This window comes from Peribacillus butanolivorans (genome assembly GCF_001273755.1).
Taxonomy (GTDB): domain Bacteria; phylum Bacillota; class Bacilli; order Bacillales; family DSM-1321; genus Peribacillus; species Peribacillus butanolivorans.
In genome coordinates this window covers 3,203,579-3,220,568 of sequence record NZ_LGYA01000001.1, presented here as the reverse complement: position 1 = coordinate 3,220,568, position 16,990 = coordinate 3,203,579, and the positions used below count along the sequence as shown (strand labels likewise).

The following is a 16,990-nucleotide window of genomic DNA, read 5'->3' as shown; positions in this document are numbered from 1 at the left end:
CGGTTGTCGGCTTTTTTATTGGAAAATTGAAAAAAATCTGATAAAAAATTGAAATGAAAACTTGGATTTAAAGATCAGGAACTGTAAAATGGGTGTATTGAGAATAGTAAGAGAGGTAAAAAGAATGAATATTATCTACAGCTGGCTTGCAAATCGGCAAATGCTCTTTTTGCTATTAATGGTTAATATATTCGGAACTATATTTGGATATTATTGGTATGGTAGTCAATTAGCAAACACACCGACTATTTTTTTAGCTTTTGTACCAGACAGCCCGACTGCTAGCCTATTTTTTGTATTTGTATTACTGGGGTTTCTTTTGAAAAGAAACTTTGGCCTTATGGAGGCATTGGCGATTATAACCCTATTCAAATATGGTTTATGGGCAGTTGTGATGAATATACTGACATTAATGACAACAGGTACATTGCCTTGGGAAGGTTATATGTTAATGGCTTCTCATTTGGGTATGGCGATTCAAGGGATTTTATATTCACCATTTTATCGAATAAAACCTTGGCATTTGATTTTAGCAGGGATTTGGACCATACATAATGATATTATTGATTACGTTTTTGAAATGATGCCTATTTATCGTGATTTATTGGTCTATATGAATTCAATAGGCTATTTTACCTTTTGGCTAAGCATTCTTTCTATCTTTGTTGGATGGTACTTTGGTTTTAGAAAAAAGCGATTTACTCTTTCAATGATCAACTAATAGTTAGCCCCGCATTCATTTTTTGAGTGCGGGGTTAACTTTTTATGATGAACAAGGTCTACTCATGTTTTTTGTTTCATATCGTTTTAGTAGAGATATGAGGAGGGACGAGTAGCATGTTGAAAAAATTCATATTAACCATTGCTGTTTTATTTGTCGTCTTACATTTCCCTGTCTATGCAGAATCCTCTTCAAGTTTGGAGCAATTAGATAACATTTCCGATAGAGCGTTGGAAATGACAAAGTTGAAGCGATACGGAGATTCGGAAAAGATGCTTACGTTTTTTTCTGACCAGTTTATAAAAGAGACAGCGAAAGAACAAATTCTTGACATGGACGAACTTCGAATTATTACTGTAGCTCATAATGAAGCATTGATGACAATAAAGGATTTGAATAAGGGAGATTCTGAGAAGGTTAATTCAGTTACAAAATTTAGGCTTGTTGTGGATGCTGTGAAGTCAACGCATCAGCCTCTTTGGACCGAGATGGAGGATCAAATGATGAATTCCTTCAGGCAAACAAAGGATGCCGCGATCCATCAAGACACAATAACATTTAATAATCAATTGAACTTATTCCTTTCACAATACGAAATGATATATCCAAGCTTGAAAGTCGACCTTTCTAAAGAAAAGATTCAGCAACTGGATACTAGGATTCAATACATTAATCAATACCGTCCTGAAGTAATTAGAGATAGTGATAGCCAAAAAGAGCTGGATGCATTGCAAAATGAATTAACGTCTATTTTTAATGATATGGGAGAAGACGATGCAGATCCTTCCCTTTGGTGGGTTATCATAACTACTGGCAGTATTATAATAATGACTCTTTCTTACGTCGGCTGGAGAAAATATAATGGAGATCGAGAAAAACCTAGAAAAGAACATAACGATTGAAGGTAAGTGAAGAGAACTCTATATTTGACATGGTAGCATTCATTCCATAGAATTGAGAGTAATAATAGTTTTAGGAGGATACCATGTATTTCATTTATTTGGCGATTATCATTTTAATCCCGATTTATGCACAAATGAAAGTGAAAAGTACGTATAAAAAATATTCAAAAGTATCTGCTTCTTCGGGTATGAATGGTGCTGAAACGGCGAGAGCCATTTTGGATCAAAATGGTTTATATAATGTCAGGGTCGAAGAAACACCTGGAATGCTCTCAGATCATTACGACCCAAGAGATAAAACGGTCCGTTTATCGACGGATAACTATCATGGGCATTCTGTTGCCGGTGTAGCAGTTGCAGCCCATGAAGTGGGACATGCGATTCAAGATAAAGAAGCTTATGCGTTCTTACGTTTTCGCCATGCGTTAGTACCGGTCGCTAACTTTGGTTCCAATATATCTTGGATTTTGATTTTAATCGGGGTGTTAGCCAGAATCCCAGGCTTATTAATAGCGGGTATCGTATTTATGGCAGCTGCAGTATTATTTCAAGTAATCACGCTGCCGGTGGAGTTTAATGCTTCCTCTCGGGCAATGGATCAACTCGTTTCTGTAGGAGTTATCCGTAATGATGAAGAACGAGAAACGAAAAAAGTATTAAGTGCAGCTGCGATGACGTATGTTGCTGCCGCTCTTGTAGCCGTACTTGAACTAGTTCGACTTCTGCTTATGTATACAGGTATGAGAGAAGAAGATTAAATAAAAAGAACTCCATCACAGATGGAGTTCTTTTTATTCGTTTTCGTTGTATACCGGGTTTAGTTAACACTACTTATATAACTTCACTATTCGGGGAATCATGTAAAATATGTATTTGTAATGGTTTCACAGTGGATACTACCGTTCGATTGGATTCTTATTCTCATCAAGGGTAAAGCCTTCACCTAATACGTCATGCACTTCACTTACAGATACAAAAGCATGAGGGTCCACTGAAGTGATGGCATTTTTCAAGCGAACGAGCTCATTTTTACCTACAACACAATATAGAACTTCTCGATCAGTTCTTGTATATGATCCATACCCTCTTAAGACTGTTACTCCCCGCTCCATATCTTTCATGATTTTATCAGCAATTTCCTCATTTTTCTCGCTGATAATCATTGCTCCTCTAGCCGCATAGGCTCCTTCCTGCATAAAGTCGATAACCCGCGCACCGATGAATACCGCCACTAGGGTATACATCGCTTCCCTGTAATCCAAGTAGGTGAGAATGGATAGGCCAATAACAACGGCATCAAAAATAAACATGGTCCGGCCCATGCCCATTCCTAAATAACGATGGGCAAATCGGGCAATAATATCAACGCCGCCAGTTGTCCCGCCATAACGGAAGATGATACCTAGCCCAACACCAACAAAGACCCCGGCAAACAATGCCACCAGCATCAAATCATTCCCGAGATTTATTTCGATTTGATATCTTTCGAATACCCATAGCCAAACGGATAAACCAACTGTTCCAATGATTGTATAAAAAAAAGAAGTCCGTCCTAAATATTTCCACCCTATTAAGAATAAGGGGATATTTAAAACCAAATTAGAATAAGAAGGATTTATCCCAATAAGTTGATATATAATCAAGGTGAGACCAGTGAAACCGCCTTCTGCCAAGTTATTTTGCATGTTAAAATGTACGAGGCCAAATGCGAAGATTCCAGCTCCAAAAAGGATAAATATAGTGTTTTTCAATTTTAAGCCGAAAAGCATGACTTTTACCTCCAAAACGTTTGAATGCGGTTAATTTACTTATTATAACTAATTAACCAACTATGGGCAATTGTTGTTACCGAACGTATCTGTTGTCATATGATTCACTTTTAGCTAACATAAAGAAGGTATAATGTTTATTAACGAAAATCAAGAATGGGTGACTAAATGGAAAAGCAAAAGACGATCCAACAAATGCAAGCAGAAGTCGACCAATACATAGGACAATTCAAAGAAGGATATTTCAGCCCTTTGGCTATGCTAGCACGCTTGTCAGAGGAGCTTGGTGAACTGGCTAGAGAAGTCAATCATTACCATGGTGAAAAACCTAAGAAATCAACTGAAAATGAGAATACGGTTGAAGAGGAATTGGGTGACATGCTATTTGTGCTAATTTGTTTTGCTAATTCACTTGGTATTGACCTTCAAAGCTCGCACGATACGGTCATGCATAAGTTTGCAACACGTGATAAAGACAGATGGACAAAAAAAGAAGAGAATGTAGAGGGGGAAGTAAAAGATGAGTAAAGTAAGAGTGATTGTAGCTGGACCTCGTGGCAGAATGGGTAATGAAGCGGTGAAGTTAGTACATAGAACAGAAGGGTTTGAATTAGCAGCTGTTATAGACCGTAAATATAACGAGGAAAGCCTCTCAAATATTGATGGTTTTCAAGGAATTGAAGCACCTGTTTTTTCCGATATTAACGAATGCTTCTCGGCTGTAAATGCAGATGTATTGATTGATTTAACTACACCTGAAGTAGGCATGTATCATACAGAAACGGCACTGAATCATGGTATCCGTCCTGTTGTAGGAACAACAGGATTTACAAAAGAAGATTTAGCAAAGCTGGATTCGTTAACTAGGGAAAAAGGTATTGGATGCATCATCGCTCCAAACTTTGCAATTGGGGCTATTTTGATGATGAAGTTCTCACAAATGGCTGCAAAGTACTTCCCGAATGTAGAAATCATTGAAATGCATCATGATCAAAAATTGGATGCCCCTTCAGGTACAGCTGCTAAAACGGCAGATATGATAGCTGCAGTACGTGAGACAAAACAACAGGGTCATCCGAATGAGAAAGAAACCATTCAAGGTGCTCGAGGAGCAAATATAGATGGCATGCATATCCATAGTGTTCGTCTACCGGGGCTTGTTGCTCATCAACAGGTACTTTTCGGGAGTGATGGAGAGTTATTGACGGTTCGCCATGATTCATTCAATCGCGCGTCCTTTATGACAGGAGTTAAACTTGCTGTTGATTCAGTCATGAAATTGGATGTACTTGTATATGGACTAGAAAATATTATCGAGTAGGTATTAGGAGGAATACGATGAAAATTGCCTTAATTGCCCATGATAAGAAAAAAGAAGATATCATTCAATTTGTAACAGCCTATAAAGCTGTATTTCAACAACATGAATTATTTGCTACTGGTACAACGGGGAAACGAATCATGGAAGAAGTATCATTGCCTGTCCATCGTTTCCATTCGGGACCTCTAGGCGGAGACCAGGAAATCGGGGCAATGATTGCCCGTGGTGAAATGGATATGGTCCTGTTTTTCCGAGATCCATTAACATCGCAGCCACATGAACCGGATGTATCAGCACTAATAAGGCTCTCCGATGTATATGAAATTCCATTGGCCACAAATATGGGAACGGCAGAAGTACTTATTCAGGGTTTGAAACATGGATATATGGACTGGCTTAAACTACGAAAAAAACAAGGTGAGATAAATGACAAACAAAAGTAATATAGATATCCTCGCTTTCGGTGCACATGCGGATGATGTTGAAATTGGTATGGGTGGTACGATTGCTAAATATGCGCAACAGGGTAAGGACATCGTCATTTGTGACTTGACAAAAGCGGAAATGTCGTCCAACGGTACCGTTCTATTACGGCAAAAGGAAGCAGCTAAGGCAGCAGAAATTCTAGGGGTGGAGAGAATATCCCTAGATTTACCCGACCGTGGTTTATATATGAAAGAAGAATACATAAATCAAATTATAACGGTTATTCGCAAATATAAACCCACACTTGTATTTGCCCCTTTTTTGGAAGACCGTCATCCTGATCATGGGAATTGTGCAAAATTAGTTGAAGAAGCAGTTTTTTCGGCTGGGGTTAGAAAGTATTTGGTTGAAGATGGTCTTGAAGCTCATCGTGTCCAAAATATGTACTATTTTATGATAAATGGTTTTCACAAACCTGACTTTGTCGTTGACATTACATCTACTATATCGGGAAAATTGGACAGTCTTAGAGCATATGGAAGTCAATTCGAAAAAAGTAATACAACGGTGGAGACACCGCTTGTGAACGGATATATCGAGACAGTAGAAGCAAGGGAAAAGATGTTCGGCAAAGAAGTGGGTGTCGCTTATGCGGAAGGATTTATGTCAAAAAAACCGTTTCTGATCGAAGCCGATTTGTTAGGGGAAAAATAATCTTATGAAATTAAAAATTGGAATTACCTGCTACCCTACAGTAGGAGGTTCGGGTGTCGTTGCAACTGAATTGGGCAAAATGCTTGCAGAAAAAGGACATGAAATACATTTCATTTCTTCAAGCCTCCCTTTCCGCCTAAATAAGATGTACCATAATATTTATTATCACCAAGTGGAAGTCAACTCTTACTCTGTTTTTCAATATCCACCTTATGACCTTGCGCTTGCGAGTAAGATAGCGGAAGTAGTGAAGAGGGAAAAACTTGATATTCTCCATGTTCATTATGCCATTCCACATGCGGTTTGTGCGATTCTTGCAAAGCAGATGTCAGGAAATAAAGTTAAAATCGTCACGACTCTTCATGGTACAGACATTACTGTGCTAGGCCATGACCCTTCACTATCCAATTTAATAAAATTTGGAATTGAACAATCAGATGTTGTTACAGGTGTATCTAATTCGCTCGTGCAACAAACACATGAGTTAATCTCTCCGGAAAAGGAAATCAAAACCGTTTATAATTTTATTGATGAAAGGGATTATCATAAAACCAATTCAGAATATTTACGGGACGAGTACGGTATTCAAGATGAAGAAAAAGTCATCATTCATGTATCAAATTTTCGTTCAGTCAAGCGGGTTAAAGATGTTATCCAAGCGTTCTTTTTAGCTCAAAAGAAAATACCTGCTAAGCTTCTTCTCGTAGGAGACGGCCCGGAAGTAACAACGGTATTAAAGTTGGCTAAAGATCTCGGAATCGAAGAAAAGGTCTTGTTTCTGGGTAAGCAGGACAACCTTGCCGAATTATATTCAATTAGTGATTTAATTTTACTGCTATCCGAAAAAGAAAGTTTTGGACTTGTACTTCTTGAGGCAATGGCATGTGGTGTTCCATGTATAGGAACGAATGTAGGAGGGATTCCCGAGGTTATTGTTGACGGAAAGACCGGCTATATTTGTGAATTGGGCGACGTCGAAATGGTAGCTGAAAAGGCTGTCGGACTTTTAAGAAACCCTATTTTACATAAACGTTTTTCTGAGGCTGCTCTAGAAAGGGCCAATACTGAATTTCACTCAGATACCATTATGTCAGAGTATGAAGCAATCTATGTTCAAGCGCTCGAAACTAATTCTATTGAATAAGGAGGGGATGCTGATGGATCAGTTATTCTTAAAATCAGTGCCCATTCTTGAATTGATTGAAAAAGCAGGATTCGAAGCCTATTTTGTGGGTGGTTCAGTAAGAGATTATATACTTGGCAGGCCCATCAATGATGTGGATATCGCTAGTTCTGCTACACCTCAGGAAATTAAAGGAATCTTTCCTAAAACAGCAGATATCGGAATCGAACATGGAACGGTGCTTGTAATTGCGGAGTCTGGTACGTACGAAATTACGACATTTAGAACGGAAAGCGGGTATACGGACTTTCGCAGACCTGATTCCGTGCAATTTGTCCGTTCTTTGACCGAAGACTTACAGAGAAGAGACTTTACGATGAATGCGATTGCTATGGATAAGTCTGGGAATATGATTGATCCATTTAACGGTAAGCGTGATTTGTTACAAAGAAGAATTATCACGGTTGGCAATCCTCATGAAAGATTTCATGAGGATGCTTTGAGAATGATGCGTGCATTAAGGTTTGTCAGCCAGCTTGATTTCGAACTGGATCAGCAAACTTTTGATTCACTTCAAGAGAATGGACCAATCATTAGCGAAATTGCAATCGAAAGAATTCTCATTGAATTTGAAAAACTTTTAGCTGGAGCCTACAAGACAAGGGCCCTCTCGCTCTTACTAGAGAGCGGGTTATACCAATACTTGCCACGATTTTCCAATCAAAAAGAAAATTTGGAGAAGTTATTAAATCTGCCGCTTCATCACTTAAAAGCGGCAGAATTATGGTCTGTTATCATGATTTATACGAATGCCAAGGATATTGAAGCGGCGTTAAGAGAGTGGAAACTGCCGCTGAAAACAATTAGAAGTGTCCAACGTATTATTCAGTTAGCAAAGAAAGAACCGCCGTTTGAAAATTTTGCTCTCGAAATATTCCAGGCAGGTCAGATTGAAGCCGTCCAAGCTGCTACAGTCCGAGCTGTCTTAGCAGGACGAAATGTTAAGTATGCGGATAAGGTTATTCATCAACGATTTAATGAATTAATAATTAAACAAATGTCTGATCTTGCGGTAACGGGTACGGACTTACTGAAATGGCATCAAGAAAGACCGGGTCCATGGGTGAAAGAATACTTGGAATTGATTTTGAAAGCTGTTTTGAATGCAGAATTAAGAAATGAAAAAGATGAAATTAAGAGGTGGCTGGAGAAATGCAATCTGATTTAAGAACAAAGCTGATGGAAGCCCTTTCAAAGGCGAATGGTGCATTTATATCCGGTCAAGAAATTGCTGAATATATAGGCTGTTCGCGCACGGCTGTCTGGAAGCATATAGAAGACCTGCGCAGTGAAGGGTATAATGTTGAAGCTGTCCGCAAAAAAGGCTACCGGATTATTTCAACACCGGAAAAAGTGTCAGAAAGTGAAATACAGCTTGGCTTGGAAACAAAAAAACTCGGGAAAATGATTCACTATCAGGAATCTGTAGAATCAACTCAAAAAATTGCCCATCAACTTGCAAATGAAGGAGTTCAGGAGGGGACTCTTGTTGTTGCCGAGGAACAAGTATCTGGAAAAGGAAGACTCATGAGATCTTGGCATTCTCCAAAATTCAGTGGCATCTGGATGAGTCTAATCTTAAGGCCAAAGATTCCACTTCATGAGGCTCCTCAGTTGACTTTACTGGCCGCGGTTGCCGTGGTTCAGGCAATAGAGGATATAACGGATTTACAACCTCAAATCAAATGGCCGAACGATATTTTGATAAATCGAAAGAAAGTAACTGGCATTCTGACAGAAATGCAGGCAGAATCGGACAGAATTCATTCTGTCATTATCGGAATTGGTATGAATATCAATCAACAAATTGAAGATTTCCCAGAAGATCTGCAGGAGAAAGCGTCTTCTCTTTTCATAGAAAGCGGAGAAACGGTTTCAAGGTCAAAGGTTATACAACGTGTGTTGGTTCGTTTAGAAAATTTGTATGATCTATATTTACAAGAAGGCTTTATGCCAATAAAGGGTCTATGGGAGAGTTATGCCATCAGCCTGGGACAGGTTATTAAAGCGAGTACGGTTAATGATACAATTGTCGGAAAAGCATTGGGAATAACAGATGCTGGTGTTCTGCTCCTTGAAGACAAAAAGGGAACCGTACATTCGATTTATTCAGCAGACATTGAAATTCAGTAGATTTTTGTCAAATCTGTGAAAAATAAATAGAATTTTTGATTTTGGCTTGATATAATGCAAGTGGGCAGTATCTCATGTGAACTGCACCCCCATAAATACCAAATTATTTGAAAATCTGCCTTGATCCAGCGTACTGGACTAGGACGGAGGGATGAAACTTCTGATGTTATCAAAGAGATTGACTAAAAGGACAAGTGCTGTTTTGTTGACAATATGAGGCGTTTTTTGCCACTTATTGTAACGTAACAGATACTCTATTTAGTCAGTCTTTTTTTTGCGTATGAATGTATAGACACCAGTTTTTAAAACGCTGATGTTTTCATCTCCTCCATCAAAAAGGAGGAAACGTAATGAAATTATCCGGAGATTTTTTGAAAATGAAACAAAATCACGAGAAAATTGTCATGCTTACGGCATATGATTATCCGTCAGCAAAGTTAGCCGAACAATCAGGTGTCGACATGATTTTAGTTGGCGATTCTTTAGGAATGGTTGTATTAGGTTATGACTCTACCATCCCTGTAACGGTTAATGACATGATTCATCATACAAAAGCAGTAAAACGTGGGGCCCCCGATACGTTTGTCGTGACAGATATGCCCTTCATGAGCTATCACCTATCTTTAGATGAAACACTTAAAAATGCGGCCCGCATCATGCAGGAAGGCCATGCGGATGCTGTGAAGGTTGAAGGGGCAGATGACGTTGTCGAAAAAATCTCCGCATTAACAAAGGCTGGTATTCCCGTAATAGCTCATCTTGGCCTGACTCCGCAATCAGTCGGTGTGCTTGGTGGGTATAAAGTACAGGGAAAAGATGCGGAAGCAGCTTCACAGCTCGTTGAAGATGCGAAAAAATGTGAAGCGGCAGGAGCCATAGCGATAGTATTTGAGTGTGTACCATATCAAGTAGGAGAACTCGTCACACAAAACCTAGCAATTCCAACCATTGGAATTGGGGCAGGTGCTGAAACAGATGGTCAAGTCCTTGTTTATCACGATGTCATCAGTTATGGTGTTGATCGTGTTGCAAAATTTGTTAAAGTGTACGGAAATGCGAACGAACTAATAAGCAATTCGATTACAAGTTATGTGAATGAAGTGAAAACTAAAGATTTTCCAACGAAAGAGCATACATTTACGATGAAGGAAGAGCAGCTTTCAGCGCTTTACGGGGGAAAAAAATGAAAACTTTTACTTCTGCAGCTGAATTACAACAAATAATCATTAAGGAAAAAAGCAATCACAAAAGTGTCGGCTATGTAGCGACAATGGGCTTCTTACATGAGGGACATGCCACCCTTTTAGAAAACGCTCGTAAAGAAAATGATATCGTTGTTTTAAGTATTTTTGTCAATCCGTTGCAGTTCGGACCAAATGAGGACTTTGAAACATACCCTCGTGATTTGGAACGTGATGAAAATGTCGCAGCCAATGCAGGCGTGGATTATCTTTTCTACCCAACTGTCAATGAAATGTACGGTGAAGAGCCATCAGTCAAGGTTGTCGTCCAAAGCAGGACGGAATGTTTATGTGGTAGACAAAGACCAGGCCATTTCGATGGTGTAGCGACGGTCCTAACGAAATTCTTTAATATCATTCTTCCAGATAGAGCTTACTTTGGTAAGAAGGATGCACAGCAAGTCGCAGTAATAGATGGTTTGATTCAAGACTTTAATTTTCCAATTAAACTCGTAGCTGTCGATACCGTTCGTGAAGAAGATGGATTAGCAAAGAGCTCTCGAAATGTATATCTGCTAGATGATGAACGCATAGAAGCAAAAGAATTATACCAAAGTTTATTGAAAGCGATAGAAGCGATTAATACAGGGGAAAGAAATCCTGATACAATTATGGCGCTAGTAAGGGAACATGTAGAAGCCCATACAAATGGGAAAATAGATTATATTGAGGTTTATCAATATCCAGAGCTCAAGCCGATTGAAACATTATCAGGAAATATCATTATAGCAATGGCCGTGAAGTTTAAGCATGCAAGGCTAATTGATAATATTACATTGACAGTAGAATAAACCTACAGCTTAGGGGGAGTTTACATGTTTCGAACAATGATGAATGGAAAAATCCATCGCGCAAGGGTTACTGAAGCCAATTTGAATTATGTTGGCAGTATTACAATTGATGAAGACATAATTGACGCGGTAGGCATTCTGCCGAATGAAAAAGTAGCCATCGTCAATAATAATAATGGTGCACGCCTTGAAACGTATGTGATTGCAGGTGAACGGGGCAGCGGTGTTGTTTGTTTGAACGGAGCAGCAGCAAGACTAGTTCAGCCTGATGATATTGTGATTATCATATCTTATGTGATGGTCGCTGAAGATAAGCTGAGTGATCATCAGCCTAAAGTTGCGATTATGAATGAAAATAACCAAATTGTTGAACTGATTTCAAACGAACCTGCAGCTACTATCATGTAAGCGGAAGGCCGGCTCTTATGCGCATGTATCATGCATATGTTGAGCCGGCCCTTTTCATTTGCTTAGAATTGTATTACCAGGATAGGGGTAGGGATTGAAGTGGATTCAATTAATTAAACTTTTATTCGATAAACTGCGTGTTTCCTTTATTACGATTATTATGGTATAAAAAAGATAAGAGAATTCCATCAGGAAGTGGAGAAAGTGAAGTTTGAGGTGTACAATTCATGACACAACGATATGTAGTGGTCGATTTGGAAACAACAGGAAATTCTCCGAAAAAAGGAGACCGGATTATTCAATTTGCCGGCGTAGTCATCGAAAATGATCAAATTGTAGATGAATACTCAACGTTCATCCACCCTGGACAAGAAATTTCCTTGTTTATTGAAGAATTGACCGGAATAAGCAACGAGACGGTAAAGGATGCACCTGACTTTGAAGATGTCGCAGAAAATATTGCCCGGCTTATAGAAGGGGCTTGTTTTGTTGCCCATAATGTTTTATTTGACTTATCTTTTTTACAGGAAGAATTAGTACGCTGTGGATTGGAGCCTTTTTATGGTTCCACACTTGATACGGTAGAGTTAGCGAAAATTTTGAAACCGACATCCGATGGATATAAGCTACATCAGCTGGCCAAAGAAGAAAATCTAGATCATTCTCGGCCTCATCAAGCGGATAGCGATGCATATGCTACCGCTTTATTATTATTGGAATTGAAAAAAAAGCTCATGAATCTGCCAGTGATGACGCTTAAACAGTTATACCGCTTATCTTTTTCCTTACAAAGTGAAATTTCCGAATTGATAGATGCTTGTATTGCAAGCAAACTTACAAAAGCTGAAGTTCATTCACCTGAACTTATTACATTTAGAGGCCTTGCATTTAAAAAAGTCGACGAAGAAACTAATTATAAAGACAGAGAAGCAGAATTTCCGCAAGATGATAAGAAGAAAATGGCCATGCTACAAAATGCTTTTCCTGCTTTTGAAGCGAGAAACGGACAGCTGGAAATGATGAATATGATTCATCATTCCTTCGAATCCAGTCAAGACGCAATCATTGAAGCTGGGACTGGGATTGGGAAATCCTTAGGCTATCTGCTTCCTGCTGTTTATTTTGCGAGGAAACATCAAAAGCCCGTAGTCGTTTCGACGTATACGCTTCAGTTACAAGATCAACTTCTTCAAAACGAAGTTCCTAAGCTGAAAAAAATCCTTCCTTATTCTTTTCAAGCTGTATTGCTAAAGGGGAGAAGTAATTATTTGAGTTTGGCAAAGTTTGAACGGGCATTACGTGAAAAGGAAGATAATTACGAAACAGCATTAACAAAAATGCAAATATTAGTTTGGCTAACGGAAACGGAAACAGGAGATAAAGATGAATTAAATCTCACAAGTGGTGGACAACTTTTTTGGAATAGACTTCAAAGTGACGGGCTTACATATGTCGGTTTAAAACAACCATGGCTTGAATTGGACTTTTTTGAAAGAGCAAAAAGAACAGCGGGCAAAGCAGATATCATCATTACTAATCATTCCTTTTTAATGACTGATCTTCTTACAGAAGATGCCCTCATTCCAAAAAAAGGGTATTTAATTCTTGATGAGGCTCACCATTTGGAACAGGCTGCTTCTAAACAGCTTGGACGAAGACTTAATTATATTTCTGTGAAGACGGTGCTGAACAGACTAGGGACCACAGATCAAAAGCAATTATTATACAAACTTGAAAAATTGCTCTCAAACAACCGCTTGACGGAAGGTAGGTCCACGCATGACCTAGATCGAAAGCTTAATGACTTTGCCTATGAATTTGAACAACTTTTTTATTACATCTCCAACCAAGCCCAAAAACTATCTCATTCTGTGAGTCCGAAACGCCTCTCATTTAAGATAGATGACCATCGATGGAGTAAAGCGATTCTGGTTGCTGAACGGTTAGTAGACTTGCTAGGATCGATCATCGTGGAACTGGAGAAAAGGTTGAGTCTTTTATTAAATAATGAAGCCACGTTAGGGAAAAATGCTTTATTTTATTTAAATGATATAGAAGTGCTTCTTGGACATTTGCAGGATACAAGGGATTCCTTACATGAATTTTTTATCAATCCACAAGAAGAAAATATTTATTGGCTTGATTATACAAATACAGCACCACAACATGGCGTGACATTGACTGTTCAGCCAATTGCAGGAAGTAAATGGTTGTGGGATTCCTATTTTGGACGCCAGAAAAGTGTGATCATGACATCGGCAACCCTCGTTGTGAAGGATTCATTTCAGTACTTTAAAGCGCAGCTTGGTTTAGATTCTGAACCAATACAGACCGCAAGATTTCCTTCACCTTTTCGTTATAAGGAACTTGTGAAGGTGGTAGTTCCGAACGATATTCCGGATATTAATTGCTTATCAGTGGAGGAGTTCTCGGAAACAGCGGCAAACCATATTATTGCCGCTGCACAGGCAGCTAAAGGGAGAATGATGGTTTTGTTCACCTCGCATGAGATGCTGCGAGCAACCTATTTTTCCATTAAAGACTCAGGGGTCCTAGATGAGTATACCTTGTTTGCACAGGGGATTTCTGGTGGAAGCCGAATGAGGTTACTCAGAAATTTTCAAAACTTCGAGAAAGCCGTCCTATTTGGAACAACTAGCCTATGGGAAGGTGTTGATATTCCAGGAGAGGATTTATCCTGCCTAATCATTGTCAGGCTGCCGTTTTCACCACCGGATGAGCCGGTCACAGCTGCAAAATGCCAACTTCTCGAAAAGCAAGGCAGAAACGCCTTCTCTGCGTATTCTTTACCTGAAGCCTTGCTAAGGTTCCGCCAAGGATTCGGGAGGCTGATACGTACTCCTGAAGACAGAGGAGTCCTAGTTGTTCTGGACCGCCGCATTATCACCGCCAAATATGGTCTTGAATTTCAAAAGTCCATACCGGCCGTTGACTGGCATCAAGGCTCAATTAATGAGATGGTGGATATGATAGAAGAGTGGATTTAAAGAATCTTTAGATTATTCATAAATCCAATTGAATTTTTATGAAATAATAAAGAAAAATAACCTTCGAGCTGTTATAATGTGAAAGGTAGTAAAGCCTTCTAATCCTATTCATACCAGTGATTGTTGACAATTTTTAGTTAAAATGGAGGGGCGTTTTTATGGAAAGTAAAATTGAAGTAATCTCGACAGTCAGGTTGCAAAATTCTCCTGATTTGTATAAGATTGTAGATTCTTTGAATCGGACGTTGAAAAAGGACGACTTAATGTTCGGACTTGCATTAGATTCAGAAAATCAAGAAAAAGCGATATTTACAATTTATCGTACATAGAAAGAGGGAAAAGCGGCTTTGAAAAAATGGTTGATTATTGCTTCTATCCTAGTCCTTTGTTTTATCGGATTTGTCGGCGGGGCATATATTAAAGCGTTGCAGCCTAAAAAAGAAGCTGGTAATGTGGCTTTTGAAAAGGCGAAGGAAGAGGGCGGCCTTGAAACCATGGAAGAATTCTACCTTTATAATGGGCAGGATTCGTATTCTGTCATCATTGGTAAGGGAGAAAATGGGACTAAAAAAATAGTCTGGCTTCCTGAGGACGAGAAGAAAGAAATTGTAGTGGAAAACTATAAAGATGGTAAGTCAAAAAAAGAGATTTTAAGCATTGTTAAAGAAAAGCTAAATCCTCAAAAAATTATTTCAGTTAAACTTGGTATGGAAAAAAACGTTCCACTTTGGGAAGTAACATATCTTGATGAATCTGAGCGCTTTAATTATGATTATTATGATTTTAAAACAGGGGAATGGCTAAAGTATTATCGAAGCATTTAGAATGGGGGATTAATTTATTATGAAATTAGCTAACCGAGTTCAGTCATTAACGCCATCAACAACATTGGCAATCACAGCAAAAGCAAAAGAACTTAAAGCTCAAGGTCTTGATATAATTGGTTTGGGGGCAGGTGAACCAGACTATAACACTCCTCAGCATATTATTGACGCAGCCTTTCAATCGATGAATGAAGGGCAAACGAAATATACGCCATCAGCAGGACTTCCAAAGTTAAAAGCGGCGATTGCTGCTAAATTAAAGCGGGATCAAGGTTTAGAATACAAGCCTTCTGAAATAATTGTTGGTTCAGGTGCTAAGCACGCCCTTTATACATTGTTTCAAGCGATTCTTGATGAAGAAGATGAAGTTATTGTTCCAATACCATATTGGGTAAGTTATCCAGAACAAATTAAACTTGCAGGTGGAAAACCAGTATATGTTGTAGGCACTGAGGAAAATCAATATAAAATTACAAAAGAACAGTTAGAACAAGTAATTACTGAGAAAACGAAAGCAGTTATCATTAACTCTCCAAGCAATCCAACTGGTATGCTTTATTCTAGGGAAGAGTTAGCGGCTATCGGAGAAGTATGTATAGCACATGACATCTTAATCGTTTCCGATGAAATTTACGAGAAATTGGTTTATGGAAATGCAACACATACATCGATTGCGGAGATTTCTCCTGAATTGAAAAAGCAAACAATCATCATTAATGGTGTTTCTAAATCACATTCAATGACAGGCTGGAGAATTGGTTATGCAGTAGGGGATGAGGCCATCATCAAAGCTATGACAAACCTTTCTAGCCACAGCACATCCAATCCTACGACAACTGCTCAGTACGGAGCAATTGCCGCTTATGAAGGTTCACAGGATCCTGTGGAAGAAATGCGCCAAGCATTTGAAGGTCGATTGAATACAATTTATGATAAATTAGTGGAAATTCCAGGCGTTAGCTGCATTAAACCACAAGGAGCATTTTACTTGTTCCCGAATGTTAAACGTGCGGTTGAATTAACTGGCTACAGCAATGTGGATGATTTTACTACTGCATTGTTAGAAGAAGCTCAGGTAGCAGTAATTCCAGGTTCAGGTTTTGGTGCTCCGGACAACATCAGACTATCTTACGCGACTTCATTGGAACTGCTTGAAGCAGCGGTTGAAAGAATCCATTCATTTGTTAAGTCAAAAATGGCTTAAATATTTTAAAACCTGCAGTCATTCCGCGTAAAAGTGGGTGTCAGCAGGTTTTTTTGTTTAATAAATATTTGAGTGGTACAGGATGTACTTTGGTTCACTAGGATGACCAATTATTTAGATAAATTGTGTGAAGTAGATTCAGATATTGATTAAAAAGATAATAAAAGTTATGCCTAAACGGCTCCTTCAAGATTATCTTTGAGAAGTTCAATTAACTAAAGAATTACAAAAGAATATGTATTTAAAGTCATGTTGATAGTTGCCAGGACTTTATCACGATAAGTAGTGATTAAAATAATGGCTAATTTTGCTGTTAGGTGTTATAAAAGTTAATACTATAAACCT

18 protein-coding genes are annotated in these 16,990 nt (G+C 38.7%); 17 read left to right on the top strand and 1 reads right to left on the bottom strand.

Annotation, left to right across the window (positions count from 1 at the left end; all coding sequences use genetic code 11):
• The first annotated feature begins 124 nt into the window (after positions 1–124).
• From lhaT to AKG34_RS14730, 3 genes are all read left to right on the top strand, one after another.
• A complete protein-coding gene (lhaT, locus tag AKG34_RS14740; protein ID WP_053346764.1) occupies positions 125–721 on the top strand; it encodes a lipoprotein heptaprenylglyceryl N-acetyltransferase LhaT in 597 nt (198 codons plus the stop codon).
• Between the two features lie 116 nt (positions 722–837).
• A complete protein-coding gene (gene ypjB, locus AKG34_RS14735; protein ID WP_053346763.1) occupies positions 838–1,623 on the top strand; it encodes a sporulation protein YpjB in 786 nt (261 codons plus the stop codon).
• Positions 1,624–1,706: 83 nt separating this feature from the next.
• On the top strand, positions 1,707–2,381 hold the full coding sequence (locus AKG34_RS14730; protein WP_053346762.1) for a zinc metallopeptidase: 675 nt from the start codon (positions 1,707–1,709) through the stop codon (positions 2,379–2,381).
• A 138-nt stretch (positions 2,382–2,519) separates the two neighbouring features.
• Here AKG34_RS14730 and AKG34_RS14725 read toward each other — a convergent pair whose 3' ends face one another.
• Positions 2,520–3,392, bottom strand: coding sequence for a YitT family protein (locus tag AKG34_RS14725; RefSeq protein WP_053346761.1), 873 nt, complete (start codon positions 3,390–3,392; stop codon positions 2,520–2,522).
• Positions 3,393–3,560: 168 nt separating this feature from the next.
• Between AKG34_RS14725 and AKG34_RS14720 the strand changes: the two genes are divergently transcribed.
• From AKG34_RS14720 to AKG34_RS14660, 14 genes are all read left to right on the top strand, one after another.
• Positions 3,561–3,920, top strand: coding sequence for a nucleotide pyrophosphohydrolase (locus AKG34_RS14720; protein ID WP_053346760.1), 360 nt, complete (start codon positions 3,561–3,563; stop codon positions 3,918–3,920).
• Positions 3,913–4,713 (top strand): 4-hydroxy-tetrahydrodipicolinate reductase, encoded by an 801-nt coding sequence (gene dapB, locus AKG34_RS14715; RefSeq protein WP_053346759.1) that lies wholly within the window; start codon positions 3,913–3,915, stop codon positions 4,711–4,713. The genes AKG34_RS14720 and dapB overlap by 8 nt, the downstream gene beginning before the upstream one ends.
• Positions 4,714–4,730: 17 nt before the next feature.
• The gene (locus AKG34_RS14710; protein ID WP_053346758.1) at positions 4,731–5,156 is read left to right on the top strand and encodes a methylglyoxal synthase; all 426 of its coding nucleotides are present in this window, start codon (positions 4,731–4,733) and stop codon (positions 5,154–5,156) included.
• Positions 5,140–5,853 (top strand): bacillithiol biosynthesis deacetylase BshB1, encoded by a 714-nt coding sequence (bshB1, locus tag AKG34_RS14705; protein WP_053346757.1) that lies wholly within the window; start codon positions 5,140–5,142, stop codon positions 5,851–5,853. Before AKG34_RS14710 ends, bshB1 begins: the two co-directional genes overlap by 17 nt.
• A 4-nt stretch (positions 5,854–5,857) precedes the next feature.
• Positions 5,858–6,997, top strand: coding sequence for an N-acetyl-alpha-D-glucosaminyl L-malate synthase BshA (gene bshA / locus AKG34_RS14700; RefSeq protein WP_053346756.1), 1,140 nt, complete (start codon positions 5,858–5,860; stop codon positions 6,995–6,997).
• A 13-nt stretch (positions 6,998–7,010) separates the two neighbouring features.
• The gene (locus AKG34_RS14695) at positions 7,011–8,204 is read left to right on the top strand and encodes a CCA tRNA nucleotidyltransferase (protein ID WP_053346755.1); all 1,194 of its coding nucleotides are present in this window, start codon (positions 7,011–7,013) and stop codon (positions 8,202–8,204) included.
• Positions 8,189–9,169 carry a biotin--[acetyl-CoA-carboxylase] ligase gene (locus AKG34_RS14690; protein WP_053346754.1) on the top strand — a complete coding sequence of 327 codons (981 nt, stop codon included), beginning with the start codon at positions 8,189–8,191 and terminating at the stop codon, positions 9,167–9,169. The genes AKG34_RS14695 and AKG34_RS14690 overlap by 16 nt, the downstream gene beginning before the upstream one ends.
• 350 nt (positions 9,170–9,519) lie before the next feature.
• A complete protein-coding gene (gene panB, locus AKG34_RS14685; RefSeq protein ID WP_053346753.1) occupies positions 9,520–10,356 on the top strand; it encodes a 3-methyl-2-oxobutanoate hydroxymethyltransferase in 837 nt (278 codons plus the stop codon).
• Positions 10,353–11,201, top strand: coding sequence for a pantoate--beta-alanine ligase (gene panC, locus AKG34_RS14680; RefSeq protein ID WP_053346752.1), 849 nt, complete (start codon positions 10,353–10,355; stop codon positions 11,199–11,201). Before panB ends, panC begins: the two co-directional genes overlap by 4 nt.
• Positions 11,202–11,225: 24 nt before the next feature.
• The gene (panD, locus tag AKG34_RS14675; protein WP_053346751.1) at positions 11,226–11,609 is read left to right on the top strand and encodes an aspartate 1-decarboxylase; all 384 of its coding nucleotides are present in this window, start codon (positions 11,226–11,228) and stop codon (positions 11,607–11,609) included.
• Positions 11,610–11,836: 227 nt separating this feature from the next.
• Positions 11,837–14,617, top strand: a complete 2,781-nt coding sequence (dinG, locus tag AKG34_RS14670; protein WP_053346750.1) for an ATP-dependent DNA helicase DinG — start codon at positions 11,837–11,839, stop codon at positions 14,615–14,617.
• Positions 14,618–14,775: 158 nt separating this feature from the next.
• Positions 14,776–14,946: a YpmA family protein gene (locus AKG34_RS27070; protein ID WP_082527552.1), complete on the top strand. Its 171-nt coding sequence runs from the start codon at positions 14,776–14,778 to the stop codon at positions 14,944–14,946.
• 18 nt (positions 14,947–14,964) lie between these two features.
• Positions 14,965–15,441: a cell wall elongation regulator TseB-like domain-containing protein gene (locus tag AKG34_RS14665; RefSeq protein WP_053346749.1), complete on the top strand. Its 477-nt coding sequence runs from the start codon at positions 14,965–14,967 to the stop codon at positions 15,439–15,441.
• Between the two features lie 19 nt (positions 15,442–15,460).
• Positions 15,461–16,645, top strand: a complete 1,185-nt coding sequence (locus tag AKG34_RS14660) for a pyridoxal phosphate-dependent aminotransferase (RefSeq protein WP_053346748.1) — start codon at positions 15,461–15,463, stop codon at positions 16,643–16,645.
• The last annotated feature ends 345 nt before the right edge of the window (positions 16,646–16,990 follow it).

What these genes read in the sequence shown, in the direction of transcription:
- lhaT (WP_053346764.1), top strand. Translation starts at nt 125, where the DNA reads ATGAATATTATCTACAGCTGGCTTGCAAATCGGCAAATGCTCTTTTTG.
- ypjB (WP_053346763.1), top strand. Translation starts at nt 838, where the DNA reads ATGTTGAAAAAATTCATATTAACCATTGCTGTTTTATTTGTCGTCTTA.
- AKG34_RS14730 (WP_053346762.1), top strand. Translation starts at nt 1,707, where the DNA reads ATGTATTTCATTTATTTGGCGATTATCATTTTAATCCCGATTTATGCA.
- AKG34_RS14725 (WP_053346761.1), bottom strand. Translation starts at nt 3,392, where the DNA reads ATGCTTTTCGGCTTAAAATTGAAAAACACTATATTTATCCTTTTTGGA.
- AKG34_RS14720 (WP_053346760.1), top strand. Translation starts at nt 3,561, where the DNA reads ATGGAAAAGCAAAAGACGATCCAACAAATGCAAGCAGAAGTCGACCAA.
- dapB (WP_053346759.1), top strand. Translation starts at nt 3,913, where the DNA reads ATGAGTAAAGTAAGAGTGATTGTAGCTGGACCTCGTGGCAGAATGGGT.
- AKG34_RS14710 (WP_053346758.1), top strand. Translation starts at nt 4,731, where the DNA reads ATGAAAATTGCCTTAATTGCCCATGATAAGAAAAAAGAAGATATCATT.
- bshB1 (WP_053346757.1), top strand. Translation starts at nt 5,140, where the DNA reads ATGACAAACAAAAGTAATATAGATATCCTCGCTTTCGGTGCACATGCG.
- bshA (WP_053346756.1), top strand. Translation starts at nt 5,858, where the DNA reads ATGAAATTAAAAATTGGAATTACCTGCTACCCTACAGTAGGAGGTTCG.
- AKG34_RS14695 (WP_053346755.1), top strand. Translation starts at nt 7,011, where the DNA reads ATGGATCAGTTATTCTTAAAATCAGTGCCCATTCTTGAATTGATTGAA.
- AKG34_RS14690 (WP_053346754.1), top strand. Translation starts at nt 8,189, where the DNA reads ATGCAATCTGATTTAAGAACAAAGCTGATGGAAGCCCTTTCAAAGGCG.
- panB (WP_053346753.1), top strand. Translation starts at nt 9,520, where the DNA reads ATGAAATTATCCGGAGATTTTTTGAAAATGAAACAAAATCACGAGAAA.
- panC (WP_053346752.1), top strand. Translation starts at nt 10,353, where the DNA reads ATGAAAACTTTTACTTCTGCAGCTGAATTACAACAAATAATCATTAAG.
- panD (WP_053346751.1), top strand. Translation starts at nt 11,226, where the DNA reads ATGTTTCGAACAATGATGAATGGAAAAATCCATCGCGCAAGGGTTACT.
- dinG (WP_053346750.1), top strand. Translation starts at nt 11,837, where the DNA reads ATGACACAACGATATGTAGTGGTCGATTTGGAAACAACAGGAAATTCT.
- AKG34_RS27070 (WP_082527552.1), top strand. Translation starts at nt 14,776, where the DNA reads ATGGAAAGTAAAATTGAAGTAATCTCGACAGTCAGGTTGCAAAATTCT.
- AKG34_RS14660 (WP_053346748.1), top strand. Translation starts at nt 15,461, where the DNA reads ATGAAATTAGCTAACCGAGTTCAGTCATTAACGCCATCAACAACATTG.